Raw genomic sequence first — 18822 nt, forward strand, 5'->3', positions numbered from 1 at the left:
TTGCCAGAGAAAGTAAAGAAAAGACATTTATTAGATTATAGTATTTTATTACCATATATTGTTATGTGTGTCACGGGCTTGATGATGGTTTATAGTTCCACATCTTACGTTGCGATGACCGCCACACAACCGACCACAGCTGCTTCTTACGTCATCAATCAAACATTATTTTGGTTGGTGAGCCTAATAGCGATCACTGTCATGTATAAAATGAAAACGGATGTTTTTCGGAACAAAAAATTTGTCCAGATCGCCATGATCGTCATCTTGTTCTTATTGATCGCTGCCTTCTTTTTCCCAAGAAGAAATGGGGCACTCGGTTGGTTATCGATTGCTGGCTTTTCCATTCAACCAGCAGAGTATTTAAAGTTTATTGTGATTTGGTTTTTATCGGTGACGCTATCTTATCGTCAAAAAGGTATCCAACAAGAATTTTGGAAAACGGTTTGGCGTCCAATCGGAATCGTTTTTGTCTACACCGGGATCATGGCACTTTATCCCGACTTAGGGAATGCTGTGATCGTTATGTTGCTGGCATTTGTCGTGTTATTGTCTAGCGGATTGAATTACCTGTATACCTTAATATTAGGTGTGGCAGGTATTATCGGTAGTATGTTGATCGTCTTGTTTGTGAATCTAACCGGTGGTAAGCTTTTACCCGACTATGTCTATAGTCGTTTTTCATCTTTTTTGAACCCGTTTGCTGATGAATACAATACAGGTCATCAAATGGTTAATGGGTATTACGCAATGTTCAACGGTGGGCTGTTCGGGCGCGGGCTTGGAAATAGTATCCAAAAACGTGGCTTCTTAAACGAAGCGCACACCGATTATATATTTTCGATCGTTATGGAAGAATTAGGGCTGATTCCATCGATCATCATTTTAGGTGTTTTGTTCTATATGGTGGGACGGATCTTTCTTGTCGGTATCCGTTCAAGAGATCCCTTTAATTCCATGATGTGTATAGGTATAGGGACATTATTTATGTCTCAGATTTTTATCAATTTAGGTGGAATCACTGGTTTGATCCCATTGACGGGAATCACTTTCCCATTTCTAAGTCAAGGTGGATCAAGCTTGCTGATGCTATCGATTTGTATCGGTTTTGTGTTAAATATCAGTGCCGAAGAAAAGAGGAAACAGGTTTATTTGAATTATTGATCAATTGAATGGAGTGGATTAGATGAAGAAAATTCTTGTTGCCAATCGTGGAGAAATCGCGATCCGTGTCTTCCGCGCATGTGCGGAACTTGGGATCAAAACTGTCGGAATTTATGCTGCGGAGGATGAATACTCCGTCCATCGCTTTAAAGCAGACGAAGCGTATTTAGTGGGGAAAGGCAAACGTCCGATCGATGCGTATTTAGACATTGAAGATATCATTCGCACGGCGAAAAAGGCCGGTGCCGAAGGAATCCATCCTGGATACGGCTTTTTATCAGAAAATCTGGGATTTGCTCAACGCTGTGAAGAAGAAGGTTTGATTTTCATCGGACCATCCACCCATCATTTAGATATTTTTGGCGACAAGATCAAAGCAAAAGCAGCAGCGATCGAGGCCGGGATTCAATCAATTCCTGGCTCTGACGGTCCAGTTGCATCGATCGATGACGTTTTAGCTTTTGCAAACGAACATGATTATCCAATCATGATCAAAGCAGCCCTTGGGGGCGGTGGGCGAGGCATGCGTGTCGCTCATGATGAAAAAGAAGCAAGAGACGGCTACGAACGTGCCAAAAGTGAAGCCAAAGCGGCATTTGGTAGCGATGAAGTTTACGTTGAAAAATACATTAGTAATCCAAAACATATTGAAGTCCAAATTTTAGGAGATACGCACGGAAACGTCGTTCACTTATTTGAACGTGATTGCTCGGTTCAGCGCCGCCACCAAAAAGTAGTCGAGGTGGCACCTTGTGTGTCAATGACTGATGAACAACGGGAAAAAATATGCCAAGCAGCCGTTCAACTAATGAAGCATGTCGGCTATATCAATGCTGGAACCGTGGAATTTTTAGTAGAGGGCGACAAATTCTACTTTATCGAAGTAAACCCACGGGTCCAAGTGGAACATACGATCACTGAAATGATCACCAATTTAGACATCGTGACGACACAAATTTTGATTGCACAAGGCAAAGACTTGCATAAAGAAATCGGAATTCCTGAACAAAAAGACATTCGCTTTGAGGGTGTTGCGATCCAATGTCGCGTGACGACAGAAGATCCAGCGAATAATTTTATGCCAGATACTGGTAAGATCGATACCTACCGCTCTCCGGGTGGGTTTGGGGTTCGTTTAGATGTCGGAAATGCTTATGCCGGTGCAGTGGTAACCCCTTATTTCGACTCGCTACTTGTAAAAGTCTGTACGCATGCTGCTTCGTTCGACCAAGCAATTCAAAAAATGATGCGCTGTCTGAAAGAATTCCGAGTACGTGGTGTAAAAACAAACATTCTCTTTATGCGTAATGTTGTTTCTCATCCAGCCTTTCGTTCAGGTGAAGCCAAAACTACCTTTATCGACAATACGCCAGAACTATTCAATTTCCCTCGGATTCGTGACCGTGGAAACAAAACCATGAAGTATATCGGTGAAATCACGATTAATGGATTCCCGGGAATCGAAAAACAAAAGAAACCTTTCTACAATGAACCACGGATGCCACAACACATCCAAGCAACGCCTGATTTTGTCAGCGCCAAAAATATTTTAGATACGAAAGGTGCCGAGGGTGTCGTTGAATGGATCGGTCAACAAAAGAATGTCTTACTGACGGATACAACCTTCCGAGATGCCCATCAAAGTTTGTTGGCAACTCGTGTAAGAACCCATGACTTTAAGAAAATTGCCGCGATGACGGAAGCCGGCCTACCACAATTGTTCTCAAGTGAAATGTGGGGTGGGGCAACCTTTGACGTTGCGTACCGTTTCTTAACAGAAGATCCATGGGAAAGATTGCGGATGTTCAGGAAAAAAATGCCGAATACACTCTTACAAATGTTGTTTAGAGGCTCCAACGCTGTCGGGTATTCCAATTATCCAGACAATGTTTTGGAAGAATTCATCAAAGAATCTGCGGCACAAGGAATCGATGTATTCCGAATCTTTGATAGTTTGAACTGGGTCCCACAAATGGAGAAAAGTATCCAAGCTGTTCGTGATACGGGGAAAATTGCAGAAGCGACGATTTGTTATACAGGGGATATCAATGATCCATCCCGCCAAAAATATTCGGTACAATATTACAAAGATATGGCAAAAGAATTGCAAAATCTTGGTGCCCATATTATTGCAATCAAGGATATGGCTGGATTATTAAAACCGCAAGCGGCTTATCGTTTGATCAGTGAGTTAAAAGATACGATCGATGTACCGATCCATCTGCACACGCATGATACCAGCGGGAATGGGATTATCACTTACTCAGCAGCTACCAAAGCTGGTGTTGATATCGTGGATGTCGCTATGTCAGCTATCAGTGGCGCAACGAGTCAGCCAAGTATGAGTAGTTTGTATTATGCTCTTTTAAACGGCGAGCGTTGCCCAGAGATCAATGTGGATAATATCCAACAATTGAATCACTATTGGGAAGATGTCCGCATGTACTACCATTCCTTTGAAAATGGCTTGAACGCCCCTCAAACGGAAGTGTACAAGCATGAGATGCCAGGAGGACAATATACCAATCTCCAGCAACAAGCCAAAGCCGTTGGTTTAGGCGAAAAATGGGATGAAATCAAAGAAATGTATCATGAAGTCAATATGATGTTTGGAGACATCGTGAAAGTGACACCTTCTTCGAAAGTCGTGGGCGATATGGCGCTCTTCATGGTACAAAATGGCTTGTCAGAAAAAGATATTTTTGAAAAAGGCGATACATTGAGTTTCCCAGAATCAGTGATCACCTTCTTCCAAGGCGAGTTAGGTCAGCCAGTCGGTGGTTTCCCGAAAGAATTGCAACGCATTATCTTAAAAGGACGCCCAGCCTTTACGGAACGTCCAGGAGCCTTTGCCAAACCAGTTGATTTTGCCGAAGTGAAACAAGAACTAGCTGAAAAAATCGGCTATGAACCAAAACACGAAGAAGTCTTGAGCTACTTGATGTATCCGCAAGTCTTCCTTGATTATCGAAAAGCGTATGAGCAGTTTGCCGATGTAAAAGTCCTTGATACACCAACCTTCTTTAATGGTATGCGCTTAGGCGAAACGATCAATGTCGAATTAGAAAAAGGCAAAATCTTGATCATTCGTCTCGATGAAATCGGTGAACCAGATATCGAAGGCAATCGGACCCTCTTCTTTAACTTAAACGGTCAACGACGAGAAATCGTTGTGAAAGATAGTTCGATCATCAGTTCTGTTCAAACAAAACGCAAAGCAGAGCCAACGAACAAAGAACAAATCGGTGCCTCCATGAGTGGTTCAGTTTTAGAAGTATTAGTCAAAAAAGGTGACCGAGTGGCACGTGGACAGACGTTGATGGTCACTGAAGCGATGAAGATGGAAACTTCCGTCGAAGCTCGCTTTTCTGGTGTAGTTGAGCATGTTTACGTAACCGATGGGGAACCAATCCAGTCAGGAGACCTTCTGATTGAAGTCAAAGAAAAATAAGGAGTCGATCAGCAGATGAAGCGAAGGGGATTATTATTTTGCGGCTTATTTGTCCTAGCCCTGATAATCGTGTATTTGCAGCCAGTATTCATGCAAAACGCTTCAGATTCAAGAATGACGATCGAAAACCCAATCAAAGCACCAACGACCATGAATTACGAACCAATCGCAGCCCAAGGATTAGCTGAATTGATTGGGGAGCCTGTTTCTGATTTTGAAGAAATCTACGGGCTTCCAGTTCAAACGTATCGCTCGGGCTACGAGTTTGAAATTCGGGTCTACAATCAATTAGACGATCAGCAATATGTTGAGATCAATACTGATGGTGAGAGTGTGCAGGCAATCAAAGTGATCGGCGCCGGGGGATCTTCCCTAGCGCCCTTTGCAATGGGCATGACCTTGACTGACTTGACTGAGCTGACCATGATTTATCCAAATTTTACCTTGACACAAAATGATCGCACCATCAGTTTTGAATTGATGGAAGAAGATATGAACTACCGACCCTTAGTAGCGTTTGATAATGGGACATTTGCTGTTTTATTCTTTGATCAAGAGACGGCTCAACTGCAGGCGATCACTTATTTGGATCAGACGACCCTGCTTAAGTTAGCGCCCTATCCCTTGACAGAAGGAGAACGACCGCTGTTTCAAGTTTCGCAAACGATTGACCAAACACAAGCTGATCTTGAAAAAGAGACGTTAGCCTTTGTCATTATTGATAAGCTTCGTAATCAAATCGGTTTGGAAAGCTTTGTACAAGATACCCAGACGCATCAAGATGCGGTCGGACTTTTAGCGGATTTGACGAATAATCTATCGGATCATTTGACCTCTCAACGCATCCATTCCTATCAACGTGCTCTTTCTTCGGAAAAAACGAGTAATTTTGTTTTGACGAACGATGAGTGGCAGGAGTTATTAGCAGCGAAGGAGTTAGAGGCTTCTGCTTCGATTTTTGAAGCGCCTGTCTATGATCCAACCTTTACTATTTTATCTTGGTTCAGTAACCCAAGATTTACTGAACGTTTGACCCATGAACAATCAGAAAAGATAGGAATTGCTTTTTCTGAAGCAAATATGGTAGTCTTAGTGCAAGAAGATGTAGAAGGGACCGAGGATAGTACATCAGATGATTTACGATGAAGCCTTTTTCGAGATTGAAGATCAAATCGATTCACTTGTAACGGCAATCAAAGCGAGTGAAACGTGTAGAAACTATCAAATAGCGAAACAAACCATGCATCAAGATCCTGTTGCTCAGGAATTGATGCGAACGTTTTTAGAAAAAAAGCTGGATTTTGAAAGAATTGAAGCGTACGGCGCATATGCCCCTGATTTCAAAGAGAAAAAGCGTGCGATGCGCACAGCTAAGCGACAGCTGGATCTCAATGAGCAAGTGAGCGAGTACCGCTGGAGTGAAACGCAGCTGCAGCGTTTGCTGGATGAACTGACCGTAGCGATTTCTACGTGTTTTTCACCAACTGTCAAAGTGGATGCTGGAAGTCCTTTTTTTCAATCAAAATCAAGTTGTGGAGGAAATTGTCATGCACGAGGATAAAACGCCTTTTACGATGCAGAAGCGTCGAGGATTGATCGTATGGGTCTACAGCCTACGTCAACTAAAAAATTTGCGTCGTTTTGGCTTCGTTCATTATGTGTCACGCAAAATGAAATACGTGGTCATGTATTTGAACGAAGAAGAATACGAAAGCAAAAAAACAAAAATTGAGCAGTTTCACTTTGTTCGACAAGTTGAAGCTTCCTATCGACCAGATGTCGAAATGGATTTTGCTGAAAAAATTGGTACATCAGCAGCCTATCCAGTGAAAGATGAAGGGTTTGATATCGAAGAAAAAAATACGATGATTCGATTGGCAGAAAACGTGTAATAGAAAAGTGGGGGTGCCTTGAGTCACCGCCATTTTTTTATTGCTATTTATAGAAACAGTGCTATATTTGTATTTACGAAGATCTTGGAGGGAAAAACGCATGCGTGTAGTAGCCGGAGAATATGGTGGCCGCAGATTAAAAAGTCTTGCTGGAGATAACACTCGCCCCACGACAGACAAAGTAAAAGGGGCGATCTTTAACATGTTAGGGCAATATTTAGATGGAGGAGTTGTACTGGATCTGTTTAGTGGGAGCGGGGGCTTAGCGATCGAAGCGGTCTCTCGTGGTGCGGAGCATGCCGTTTGTGTCGACCGTAGTTTTCCAGCTATCAAAGTGATCCGTGAAAATATTGCAATAACCAAAGAACCAGAAAAGTTCACGGTACTAAAAATGGATGCCAATCAAGCCTTACGCCAGTTTGCAGCTGAGGGACAAAGCTTTGACTATCTATTTTTAGATCCACCTTACGCAAAGCAAGAGATCCTGCAACAGCTAGAAGCTATGCTGAAGGATGATTTGATTCGTCCGTTTGCTTATGTGGTTTGCGAAACAGATAAGTCCATCGTCTTGCCAGAAAAGATTGGTTCTTTGCATTTGATGCGCGCCCAAACCTATGGCATATCTGCGGTGACGATCTATAGAAATGAGGGATAACATGAAAAAGATTGCTTTATTTCCAGGAAGTTTTGATCCGCTGACGTCAGGTCATGTGGATCTGATTGAGCGAGGCGCAACGCTTTTTGATGAACTGATCGTGGGTGTTTTTACAAATACCAATAAAAAAAGTTTTTTTACAAGTGAAGAAAAAGTTCATCTAATTGAAGAAGCCCTCGCTCATATTCCAAACGTCAAGATTCTGGCGCAAGAAACGGAGCTGACGGTCACGATCGCGAAAAAACTAGGCGCCCAGTTTCTGCTTAGAGGCATTCGCAGTGTGAAAGATTATGAGTATGAGCGGGACATCATGGAAATGAATCATCACTTAGAACCTTCCCTGGAGACCGTCTTTCTTTTAGCAGATGCAAAGCATAGTTTCATCAGCTCCAGTTTGTTGAAAGAAATCTTAACCTTTAACGGCGATGTTGCGGAATATTTACCACAAAATATCTACGATGCTATAGTAAAGAAGCGTGATACCAATGAATCTTAAATCAACGATCAAATATGTTCTCTTGTTTGTTTTAGCACTGATCATCGCAGCCTGTGCCTTTTTGCCGATTCCTTATTATATCGAGCAACCTGGTGCAACGATCGATTTAAAAGAATTGATTACCGTCAATCAAAAAGAAGACACCTCAGCTGGCTCCTTTTCTTTAACCAGTGTCGGGATTCGACAGGCTACCGTGTTTACGGCGATTGGAACAAAATTAAATGAATTTCAAGACTTGATCAGTGAGGAAGAACTTTTAGGCGGTGCGACAGATGAGGAATACAATCGCATCCAGCGCTATTATATGGAATCCTCGCAAAATAGTGCGATTGAGCAAGCATTAAAGCTGGCAGACTTGCCTTATGAAATGACCTATAAAGGGGTCTATGTCATGGGGATCGATCCAAATTCCAGTTTTGCGGGGAAAATATCCGTTGGAGATACCGTCACCGCTGTCAATGGCAAAGAATTTAAAAGTAGCCAAGACTTTATCGACTATGTACAAAGTCAAACCATTGGTGATGAGATCACCGTAACTTACTTGCAAGATGGTGAAGAAAAAGAAGCAACAGGCAAATTAATTGAACTGGAAAGCAATCAAAAAGCAGGTATCGGTATCTCACTCGTCGATCATACAGAGATCACTTCTGATGAAGAGATCGTGATCGATTCTGGCAATATCGGTGGGCCTTCAGCTGGGTTGATGTTCACCCTTGAAATCTATGAACAGCTAACTGGAGATAACTTGCGTAAAGGCCATAATATTGCTGGAACCGGAACGATCTCAGCTGATGGGACGGTTGGTCGAATCGGTGGGATTGACAAAAAAGTAGCGAGTGCCAGCGAAAGTGGAGCAGAAATCTTTTTTGCTCCGGACGATGAAATCACTGATGAAGAGCGTGAAATAGATCCTTCCATTAAAACGAATTACGAAGAGGCAGTGGCAGCAGCGAAGAAGTTAGACACAGACATGAAAATCGTTCCGATCGCCAATGTCCAAGATGCATTGGACTACCTAGCAACACTAAAAGAAGCAAATTAAAACGGCACTTGCCGTTTTTTTTATTGTCTAAAGAATACAGTAGGCTCAAAGAAAAGGTTATGCTATACTTTTAGATAAGGAGTGTGAATCTAGTGGAATTAAAAAGACAACAACCGATCGTTGAAGCATATCATTTCGATATGAAACCGAAAGACAAAGAAATGGAAACAAAATTGAATGTCGGCTTTGCGCCGTTAAAAGTCAAAGATGAAGAATATATGGAAAAAAACAGTATTATTGGTGCCCGCTTAGAATTCCAATTGGTGTTCCCTGATTACGTTTTGTCAGGACGTGTCGGACAAGTCAATCATATTTTGAATCGCAAAGTCAATTCTGGAGAGGATTTGACGAAAGCCGAAACTGATCGCTTGGTTGAGCCCTTGTTTGATATCGTCAAACGCTTGACTTATGAAGTGACAGAGATCGTGACCGACAAACCAGGTTTACAATTGAACTTTAATACCAATTCGAACGCTGCGCAAGAAGCGAAGGAAGCAGACGAATAACGAGAAATAGGAGGGATGCCCATTGTTTTCCAATCAAATGCAAGTGATGCTATACGTCGACGATGTGACGAAAGCAGTTGAGTTTTGGCAAGAACTAGGGTTTGTGATCATTGAACAACAAACCGTTGATGGAACATCCGTCGTTGAAATCGCGCCATCAAAAGAGGCGGAGGCACATTTTGTCTTATATGACCGTGAGTTTATCGAAACACATTCACCTGAAGTCGCTTTGAATTCCCCATCGATCATGTTTTTTGCAGAAGATATTACGACACTTTATAAGAAGCTTTTAGAGATGGAAGCAGAAGTGGGTGAATTGATTCAGATGGAAGAACAACTGGTTTTCAATTTTGCCGATCCGGATGGCAATTATTTTGCTGTTTCAGGAAAATAGCTTTTGTCGATCGTAACCAATCATTCGTCCTTTTGAACCCGACTTTATGTTGTCGTACTGTTCAGGACAAATGGTTGGTTTTTTCGTTTTATTGCAAGACATTTTACAGGCAAAGGTCTAAAATTGATAACAAGAGAATCAATTGCCTTTAAGGAGGAAATGACTATGCAAAACTATCTATATGCAATCAGTGATATTCATGGAATGGCCGATCTGTTTAAAAAACTTCTTACCGATTATGACCCTAAGCTCCATCAGCTGCTTTTGATTGGAGACTTAAATGATCGGGGGCCGAAGTCAAAAGAGTGTTTTTTTCTGGGAAAAAAGTTAGTCGAAGAATACCAAGCGATTTATTTACGCGGCAATCACGAAGAGTATTTTCTGCAATTTCTAAATGCCCCTGAGGATTGGTTTGCCGCTTACGTACGCAATGGCGGCAAAGAAACGATTGAAAGTCTTTTGCATACAGGCGCCACTGAGGAGTATTCGCCGACGGAAATCGCCTTAATGATCCGCAGTAGCTATCGAGACTTAATAGAGTTTTTGATGGAGCGACCGCTTTATTACGAATGGGGAAAGTATCTCTTTGTTCATGCGGGCGTGGATTTAAGTAAAAAAGATTGGCATAAGACCGCAGACCATGATTTTATCTGGATTCGCGAGCCGTTTCATAAAGGAAAAAACCGTACAGGAAAAACGATCGTTTTTGGCCATACCATCACGCCCATGCTGCATGGAGATATGCAGACGACGGATCTTTGGCAACAAGACGACAAAATCGGCATCGATGGCGGGGCAGTATTTGGTGGATCGGTGCATGGCGTGATTTTTGATGACAAAGGGATCGTTCAGGACATCGAATACCAAAATTTAGTAGGTCCTTGGCAACCAGACTTTTAAAAGTCTTTTTGAGAAAAGACAAAAGCAGCCATAACAAGAGTCGCGAAAGCAACATTGTTTTCGTGTGATCTTGTTCGCTCAATGGCTGTCTTTTTTATGTTAAAATAGCAAAAGCAACAAAGGAAAGGTGAGAACAAATGGCAGAAATGAATCAAGAGGTACTTGATTTAGTAAAACAAGAATTAACCGCTTTTACCCAAAAACAAATCAGTACGGTGTTGCAGTTATTGCAAGAAGGAAATACCGTCCCCTTTATTGCCCGCTACCGTAAAGAAATGACGAATGGACTTGACGAAGTTCAGATTCGAGAAATTGAAGAGCGATACCAGTACTTAGAAAACTTAGAGAAACGCAAGCAAGAGGTTTTGCGTTTGATAGAAGAACAAGAAAAGCTAACGCCTGAACTATCACAGGCGATTTTAGCTGCGACAAAAATGCAGGCCGTCGAAGACCTGTATCGTCCTTATAAACAAAAACGACGCACCAAAGCGACGATCGCCAAAGAGAATGGCTTGGAACCATTTGCTCAGTGGCTGTTAAGCTTCCCAAAAGCAGGGGACGTTCAAGAAAAAGCGGCCGAATTTATCAGTGATGCTGTTCCTACTGTAGAAGATGTCTTAGCAGGCGCGCACGAGATCATTGCAGAAGGCGTTGGTGATACTGCAGAGTTTCGTAGTTGGATCCGCAGCTATTACACAAACAAAGGACTGTATCAAAGCACGGTCAAAAATGCTGAAAAAGATGAAAAAGGCGTTTATGAAATGTATTACGATTTCCAGCATCCTATCAATAAGATGGTATCCCACCGAATTTTAGCCACTAATCGTGGGGAACAAGAAGACATCTTGAAGGTCGCCCTTGTGGCAGATGAAGAAAAAATCATGGATTACCTACGTCGCAAATTGATCACGAATAGGGATTCACCCGCAGCCGGTTTTGTTGAAGCTGCAGCTGCTGATGCGCTGAAACGGTTTATTTCACCAGCCATCGAACGAGAGATCCGCAATGAATTGACAGAAAAAGCTGACGAACAAGCAATTGCGATTTTTGGAGAAAATCTTCGCAATCTGTTGCTGCAGCCGCCATTGAAGGGCAAAGTCGTTTTAGGTTTTGATCCAGCGTATCGTACAGGCTGTAAACTAGCTGTCATTGATGAGACTGGAAAAGTACTAGCGATCGAAGTGATCTATCCTCATAAACCAGCGCCTATGAATAAGCGAGAAGCTGCCGGACCAGCGTTTCGTCGCTTATTACAAACCTATAAAGTCGAGATGGTCGCAATCGGTAATGGGACTGCGAGTCGGGAATCAGAGCAATTCGTCGCTGAACAATTAAAATTGATCGATCAAGAAGTATATTATGTGATCGTGAATGAGGCAGGCGCTTCTGTTTATTCTGCCAGTCCGATCGCTCGTCAAGAATTCCCTGATCTGCAAGTGGAAGAACGCAGCGCCATCAGTATTGGTCGCCGTCTGCAAGATCCCTTGGCAGAATTAGTCAAAATTGATCCACAATCCGTGGGCGTCGGACAATACCAGCATGACGTTTCGCAAAAACGCCTCGCTGAACAATTGGATTTTGTTGTTGAGACTGTTGTCAACCAAGTTGGCGTTGACGTCAATACCGCAAGTGCGGCACTCTTGCAGCATGTAGCTGGTTTAAATAAAACCACTGCTCAAAATATCGTGACTTATCGAGAAGAAAATGGTGTATTTACGCAGCGGAATCAACTGAAAAAAGTCCCTCGCTTAGGACCAAAAGCTTATGAACAGGCGATCGGCTTTATGCGGATACCTGGCGGAAAAGTCATTTTGGACAATACCGGGATCCATCCAGAAAGTTATGACACTGCCAAAGAAATTTTGGCGATCGCGGGTATTTCTTTAGCGGAGCTAGGGAAAGAGCAAATGGAAGAAAATAAAGCGAAACTTGCCCAACTACGCCCAGCGGAGCTTTCCGCAAAATTGTCAGTCGGCAAAGAAACCATCACGGATATCCTAAAGGCGTTAATGCAGCCTGGACGCGATATGCGTGATGAAATGCCAGCCCCATTATTGCGCAAAGATGTGCTGAGTATGGAGGACCTAAAACCGGGAATGGAACTGAAGGGAACGGTTCGAAATGTGATCGACTTTGGTGCTTTCGTCGATATCGGTGTCAAACAAGATGGACTGGTGCATTTGTCGAAGCTGAGCCGTTCGTTTGTAAAGCATCCGAAAGACGTTGTTTCCGTCGGTGATGTCGTAACCGTTTGGATCGAGCAAGTAGATGTCAAAAAAGGCCGTATCAGTTTAACGATGGTCGATCCGGGAAATGCAAAATGACCCAACAAGAACTGCAGCATTTGGTGGAAGAGCTGTCGCTGTCTGTTTTCAACAAACCATTCACGCATCGAGCGGTGTTTAATTCTCGCTTAAAAACAACCGGTGGCCGCTACCATCTAAGTGATCACCACTTGGATTTCAATCCAACCATGCTCACAGAACACGGGATGGAGGTTTTTATCGGCATTATCAAGCATGAATTGTGTCATTATCATTTGCACTTAGCAGGTCTTGGTCACCGTCACCAAGATCCTGCCTTTAAAGCATTGCTGGCAAGAACGGGAGGCTTGCGTTATGCACCTCCTGCCAAAAGGACAGCCAAACATCGCTATCGATGCCAAAATTGCGGCTGCGAGATTCGGCGGCAGCGACGTGTGGATATCAAAAAATATGTTTGTGGAAAATGTCGTGGACGTTTGCTAGAAATAGGAAATGATGAGAAAAGTCAAGTCGAAAAATAAAACTCGTTGCTATTTTTTTCATTTTGTATGATAATGTAGGTCGTGTGACAACCTGATATTTGTCAATACACGCGTTTTTTTACGACGCGGATTTGAGAAAAGAGGATTATAATAATGGAAAATCAAAACAAAATACATCATTTTGTTGGAATCAAAGGTTCCGGTATGAGTTCATTGGCTTTGATTCTGCACGAAAAAGGCTACCAAGTACAAGGCTCTGATGTGGAAGAATATTTCTTCACTCAACGTGATCTAGAAAAAGCAGCGATCAAATTGTTGCCTTTCGATAAAGCAAACATTCAACCAGAAATGGTCATTATCCAAGGGAATGCTTTCCCTGACACCCACGAAGAAATCGTACGGGCAAAAGAACTTGGTTTAGAAGTTACTCGTTATCATGACTTTATTGGCCAATTCATTCAGCCCTATACGAGTATTGCGGTGACCGGTTCTCACGGGAAAACCAGTACGACAGGATTGCTTTCTCATGTCTTAAGCGGCATCCGTCCAACAAGTTTCTTGATTGGCGATGGGACTGGTCATGGGGAACCTGATGCGGAATTCTTTTCATTTGAAGCCTGTGAATACCGTCGTCATTTCTTAGCGTATTCACCGGATTATGCAATCATGACCAACATCGATTTTGATCACCCAGACTACTTCCACTCGATCGAGGATGTCTTCTCAGCCTTTCAATCGATGGCAAGTCAAGTGAAAAAAGGCATCTTTGCTTTTGGTGATGATGAATACTTGCGTAAACTTGAAGCCGATGTCCCAATCTACTATTACGGCGTCAACGATAACGACGATGTCCAAGCAAAAAATATTGAACGCACCACCCAAGGTTCAGAGTTCGACGTCTTTATCCATGGTGAAAATATTGGCCATTTTGTCTTGCCAGCGTTTGGTCAGCACAACATCAACAACGCATTAAGTGTGATCGCTGTGGCTTACAAAGAAGGATTGGATATGAAAGAAGTTGCTGCTGAGATGATTTCATTTCCTGGAGTGAAACGCCGCTTTAGCGAAAAAATCGTGGCGGATATGACGATCGTGGACGACTACGCCCACCATCCTGCAGAAATCAAAGCAACGATCGATGGCGCTCGCCAAAAATATCCAGAGAAAGAAATTATTGCTGTCTTCCAACCGCATACATTTACTCGTACGATCGCTTTAATGGATGAATTTGCGGAAGCCTTGGATCTTGCAGACCATGTCTATCTATGTGACATTTTTGGATCTGCTCGTGAATCACGAGGAGATGTTAAAATTGAAGATCTAGGCAATAAAATTCAAAAAGGCGGAACTGTGATCAAAGAAGAGAACGTATCTCCGCTATTGGATCATCAAAATGCTGTCGTGATTTTCATGGGAGCAGGCGATGTGCAAAAATTTGAAACAGCCTATGAAAAACTATTAAGCAATACAACTCGTAACGTATTGTAATCAAAGACTCTTGTGGCGTGTTTGCTGCAAGAGTTTTTTTACCTTTGAAGTTTTTGCAAAAGCAGCACCGCGAACTTGCACTTTTGTCGGCATCTGATAGAATATACTCAGATGAAACTATTCTTTTTGGAGGAATTAAATTTTGAATATAGGGAAACCGCGAAAAATAGGAAAAAGTATTGAAGATATCGAGGAAGGCGATTCGTTATCCTTAACAGAATCGATCGAAGACAATCAACTGTTGTTATATTTAGGGCTGACTAATGATGCAAATCCTTTGTATATACAACATGACTACACGCAAAAAACTGAGTATCAGCGTCCCATCGTGCCATCCATCATGTTGATGGGGATCATCACTAGTGCCGTATCGAAACATTTGCCTGGTCCTGGCTCTCATGTAGTCAATTTTTCGGTAAACTTTATTGAACCTGTATATCATTATGAAACGTTGACCTTTGAATTCGAAGTGATCAAAGTGGATAAAATGAAAGACGTGGTAACTATTTCGGTTGAAGCGATCAACACAGAAGATCATCGTATTTTAGATGCTGTGGTCATGGTCCAGCCGCCAAAAGCAGTAGCAGAAAATGAGGAGGAACAACAAGATGAATAATTTAAACAATGAAACTGTCCAAGCCCAAGGCTTAAATCGCTTTTATTCAAAAGTGTATTTATTCTTCGGCGTTGGGCTTGCGATCAGTGCGATCTCGGCCTATATTTTTGGGGAAGTCTTCAAAGCGCAAACCCTGCAATTTATCGACAATTTTCCGCTAGGATTTACCGGTCTTTGGATCTTACAGATCATTCTAGTTATTGTATTAGGTGTGAAGGCGCAGAAAAATCCGTCCTTGACCGTTGCTGGCTTTTTAGTCTATTCGCTCTTGAATGGATTGACCTTGTCTGTGACACTGATGATCTATGACTTTGGATCGATCGTGGGGGCATTTGTTTCCGCAGCTGTCACTTTTGGTGTCATGTCAGCATTTGGGATCATGACCAAACGTGATCTAAGTGTGGTTGGACGTATCGGCTATGGTCTGTTGATCGGGATCATCATCTCGACGCTCTTGAATGTATTTATTTTACGCAGTCAACCGGTTGATTTCTTTTTATCGATCGTGACCGTCTTTGTCTTTATGGGGATCACCGCTTATGACAATCAACAAATCCGCAATGTATACTTCGCAACGAATGGTGGCGCAAATACTGGAGTGGCCGTTTTCATGGCACTACAACTGTATTTAGATTTTATCAACTTATTCCTTGCGTTATTGCGAATCTTTGGAAAAAACAACTAAAAAAAAGTGCGAGGAAACTCGCCTTTTTTTTTGTATAAAATGAGAGAGAAAACAAAGCAATTCATCGCTTTTGTGCCCGTTCTTTGATAGAATAAAGAGGAACTTTTTGAGAAAAGGAGTAATCAAATGCCAAAAAATAAATTACTACTCGTTGATGGGAATAGTGTGGCTTTCCGTGCGTTTTTTGCGTTGCATAATTCATTAGAACGGTTTAAAAATGCCAATGGGCTGCACACAAATGCCATCTATGCGTTTCATACTATGTTTGAAAATGTGATGGCAAAAGAACAGCCAACACATGTTTTAGTGGCTTTTGATGCTGGAAAAACCACCTTCAGGACAGCGATGTATGAAGATTATAAAGGCGGACGTTCAAAAACCCCTGGGGAATTTAAAGAACAAATGCCTTACATTCGCGAATTGATCAACGCGTTAGGTGTTCAATACTACGAATTAGATAACTATGAAGCCGATGATATCATTGGCACATTGGCAAATAAAGTCGATAAGGAGCTATTTGATGTCGTCGTTTTATCTGGTGATCGCGATTTGACTCAGCTGGCAACGGAGCACGTGAAAGTTGACATTACGGTCAAAGGAGTTAGCGAAATTGAAAGTTATACGCCCGCTCATGTGGCTGAAAAATATGACGGCCTAACGCCCTTACAAATCATCGACATGAAAGGACTAGCTGGCGATGCTTCCGATAATATTCCCGGCGTCACCAAAATTGGTGAGAAGACAGCCATTAAGCTATTGAAAGAATATGGCTCTGTTGAGGGGATCTATGAACACATCGATGAAATGAAAAAAAGCAAGATGAAAGAAAACTTGATCAATGATCGTGAGATCGCCTTTCTTTCAAAACAATTAGCAACCATCGATGTGGATGCGCCCATTGAGGTCGATGTCGACAAACTCAAATATGAAGGCAAAGATTTAGAGAAATTGGTGCCATTCTACCAAGAAATGAACTTTAATAGCTTCTTAGATAAGTTGCAGATTACAGCTGAACCAGTTGAGATGGAAGACATTTTGTTTTCGGTCGTTGAAGAAGTAACGGAGGATATGTTCCAGGGAGACACAGCATTGTATGTCGAGATGATGGGGGATAACTATCATTTGGAAGACATCGTCGGTGTTGCTTGGGGCAATCAAGAAAAAATTTATGTCAGCAATCGTGAAGAATTGTTTGAAAGTCCAGTCTTTACCGATTGGTTAAAAGACGAGAAACGTAAAAAATTCGTCTATGATGCCAAACGCACGTACGTGGCGTTAAACCGGTACACGACAGCACCAAAAGGAATCGCTTTTGATGTTTTATTGGCAGCTTATCTTTTAGATACGAATGATACGAATAATGACATCGCAGGTGTTGCCGCTCACTATGGCTATGATGCGATCCAATCGGATGAAGCGATTTATGGAAAAGGCGCGAAAAAAGGGCTGCCGGCGGATGAGGAAGACTTCTTTGCTCATTTAGCCCGTAAAGTAGCGGCGATTACGAACCTAACACCAAAGCTTACGGAAGAATTGGCAGCGAAGAATCAAACAGCGCTATTTGAAGAAATGGAATTGCCTTTATCAATGATTTTAGCTGATATGGAGATTACTGGAATCAAAGTTGATGCGTCTCGCTTGCATCAGATGAAGGGCGAATTTGCGCAACGGTTGCATGAAATTGAAGAAAAAATCTACGCCGAAGCTGGTGAAACCTTCAACTTAAACTCACCGAAACAACTGGGTGTGATCTTATTTGAAAAAATGGGCTTACCAGTTATCAAAAAAACCAAGACTGGCTATTCGACAGCAGTCGATGTGTTAGAACAACTAAAAGAGCAAGCACCGATCGTTGAAGACATTTTGACTTATCGTCAAATCGCTAAGATCCAATCAACCTATGTAGAAGGCTTATTAAAAGTGATCCAAGGGGATGGCAAAGTCCATACACGATATGTACAAACCTTGACCCAAACTGGTCGATTAAGTTCTGTCGATCCGAACCTGCAAAACATTCCAATTCGTTTAGAAGAAGGTCGAAAGATCCGTGAAGCCTTCGTGCCGCGAGAAGCTGATTGGGTGATCTATTCTTCTGACTACTCTCAAATCGAATTGCGGGTGTTGGCACATATCTCAGATGATACCCATTTGAAAGAAGCCTTTATCGAAGGTCAAGATATCCATTCAAGCACAGCGATGCGAGTCTTTGGTATCGAAAAAGCAGAAGATGTGACCCCAAATATGCGTCGTCAAGCTAAAGCGGTCAACTTCGGTATCGTTTATGGTATTTCCGATTATGGCTTATCCCAGAATCTAGGAATCACCAGAAAAGCCGCCCAACAATACATTGATACGTATTTTGAAAAATATCCTGGTGTGAAAACGTATATGGAGGATGTGGTTCGTGAGGCGAAGGACAAAGGGTACGTTGAAACCTTGTATCATCGCCGTCGTTACCTACCTGATATCAATTCGCGCAATTTCAATATTCGGACTTTTGCGGAAAGAACCGCCATCAATACACCGATCCAAGGCAGTGCGGCGGATATCTTAAAGATTGCCATGATCGATTTGGCGAAACGTTTGAAAGAAGAAAAATTAGCAGCAACGATGCTGCTGCAAGTACACGATGAACTAGTATTTGAAGTACCTGAATCTGAATTGCCTCGTCTTGACGCTTTAGTGAAAGAAGTGATGGAGCAAGCCGTTGCATTACATGTCCCTTTACTGACAGATAGCAATTGGGGCAAAACATGGTACGATGCAAAATAAATGAGGTGAACAGAG

At 42.3% G+C, this 18822-nt stretch carries 17 protein-coding genes; all 17 read left to right on the forward strand.

Translation table 11 applies throughout. The annotated features are described in order from the left end of the window. On the forward strand, positions 1-1164 hold the full coding sequence (locus tag ACTW1R_RS07830; protein WP_005225982.1) for an FtsW/RodA/SpoVE family cell cycle protein: 1164 nt from the start codon (positions 1-3) through the stop codon (positions 1162-1164). A gap of 22 nt (positions 1165-1186) precedes the next feature. Next, complete coding sequence (locus ACTW1R_RS07835; protein ID WP_074933985.1) at positions 1187-4615, forward strand: pyruvate carboxylase; 3429 nt, start codon at positions 1187-1189, stop codon at positions 4613-4615. 15 nt (positions 4616-4630) lie between these two features. Continuing rightward, positions 4631-5761, forward strand: a complete 1131-nt coding sequence (locus tag ACTW1R_RS07840) for a CAP-associated domain-containing protein (protein WP_010748189.1) — start codon at positions 4631-4633, stop codon at positions 5759-5761. Next, positions 5748-6176 (forward strand): YlbF/YmcA family competence regulator, encoded by a 429-nt coding sequence (locus tag ACTW1R_RS07845; RefSeq protein WP_005225985.1) that lies wholly within the window; start codon positions 5748-5750, stop codon positions 6174-6176. The genes ACTW1R_RS07840 and ACTW1R_RS07845 overlap by 14 nt, the downstream gene beginning before the upstream one ends. Beyond that, a complete protein-coding gene (locus ACTW1R_RS07850) occupies positions 6163-6507 on the forward strand; it encodes a YlbG family protein (protein WP_005225986.1) in 345 nt (114 codons plus the stop codon). The genes ACTW1R_RS07845 and ACTW1R_RS07850 overlap by 14 nt, the downstream gene beginning before the upstream one ends. Positions 6508-6607: 100 nt before the next feature. Continuing rightward, positions 6608-7162 (forward strand): 16S rRNA (guanine(966)-N(2))-methyltransferase RsmD, encoded by a 555-nt coding sequence (gene rsmD / locus ACTW1R_RS07855; protein ID WP_167821813.1) that lies wholly within the window; start codon positions 6608-6610, stop codon positions 7160-7162. Between the two features lies 1 nt (position 7163). Further along, the gene (gene coaD / locus ACTW1R_RS07860; RefSeq protein ID WP_005231326.1) at positions 7164-7658 is read left to right on the forward strand and encodes a pantetheine-phosphate adenylyltransferase; all 495 of its coding nucleotides are present in this window, start codon (positions 7164-7166) and stop codon (positions 7656-7658) included. Continuing rightward, on the forward strand, positions 7648-8700 hold the full coding sequence (locus ACTW1R_RS07865; protein ID WP_271813000.1) for a SepM family pheromone-processing serine protease: 1053 nt from the start codon (positions 7648-7650) through the stop codon (positions 8698-8700). The genes coaD and ACTW1R_RS07865 overlap by 11 nt, the downstream gene beginning before the upstream one ends. Positions 8701-8792: 92 nt before the next feature. Then, on the forward strand, positions 8793-9206 hold the full coding sequence (locus ACTW1R_RS07870) for a DUF1149 family protein (protein WP_005225990.1): 414 nt from the start codon (positions 8793-8795) through the stop codon (positions 9204-9206). Positions 9207-9228: 22 nt separating this feature from the next. After that, a complete protein-coding gene (locus tag ACTW1R_RS07875) occupies positions 9229-9600 on the forward strand; it encodes a VOC family protein (protein WP_005225991.1) in 372 nt (123 codons plus the stop codon). 165 nt (positions 9601-9765) lie between these two features. Next, the gene (locus tag ACTW1R_RS07880; protein ID WP_167821814.1) at positions 9766-10500 is read left to right on the forward strand and encodes a metallophosphoesterase family protein; all 735 of its coding nucleotides are present in this window, start codon (positions 9766-9768) and stop codon (positions 10498-10500) included. A gap of 137 nt (positions 10501-10637) precedes the next feature. Then, positions 10638-12824, forward strand: coding sequence for a Tex family protein (locus ACTW1R_RS07885; protein ID WP_167821815.1), 2187 nt, complete (start codon positions 10638-10640; stop codon positions 12822-12824). After that, the gene (locus ACTW1R_RS07890) at positions 12821-13285 is read left to right on the forward strand and encodes a SprT family protein (RefSeq protein ID WP_005225994.1); all 465 of its coding nucleotides are present in this window, start codon (positions 12821-12823) and stop codon (positions 13283-13285) included. Before ACTW1R_RS07885 ends, ACTW1R_RS07890 begins: the two co-directional genes overlap by 4 nt. Before the next feature lie 114 nt (positions 13286-13399). Next, positions 13400-14734 carry a UDP-N-acetylmuramate--L-alanine ligase gene (gene murC, locus ACTW1R_RS07895; RefSeq protein ID WP_167821816.1) on the forward strand — a complete coding sequence of 445 codons (1335 nt, stop codon included), beginning with the start codon at positions 13400-13402 and terminating at the stop codon, positions 14732-14734. Between the two features lie 142 nt (positions 14735-14876). Then, positions 14877-15350 (forward strand): MaoC family dehydratase, encoded by a 474-nt coding sequence (locus ACTW1R_RS07900; RefSeq protein ID WP_005225996.1) that lies wholly within the window; start codon positions 14877-14879, stop codon positions 15348-15350. Further along, the gene (locus ACTW1R_RS07905; RefSeq protein ID WP_005235771.1) at positions 15343-16035 is read left to right on the forward strand and encodes a Bax inhibitor-1/YccA family protein; all 693 of its coding nucleotides are present in this window, start codon (positions 15343-15345) and stop codon (positions 16033-16035) included. Before ACTW1R_RS07900 ends, ACTW1R_RS07905 begins: the two co-directional genes overlap by 8 nt. Positions 16036-16161: 126 nt before the next feature. Next, a complete protein-coding gene (gene polA, locus ACTW1R_RS07910) occupies positions 16162-18807 on the forward strand; it encodes a DNA polymerase I (RefSeq protein ID WP_167821846.1) in 2646 nt (881 codons plus the stop codon). Positions 18808-18822 lie beyond the last annotated feature (15 nt).

The sequence above is a fragment of the Enterococcus sp. R12 genome (assembly GCF_058135755.1).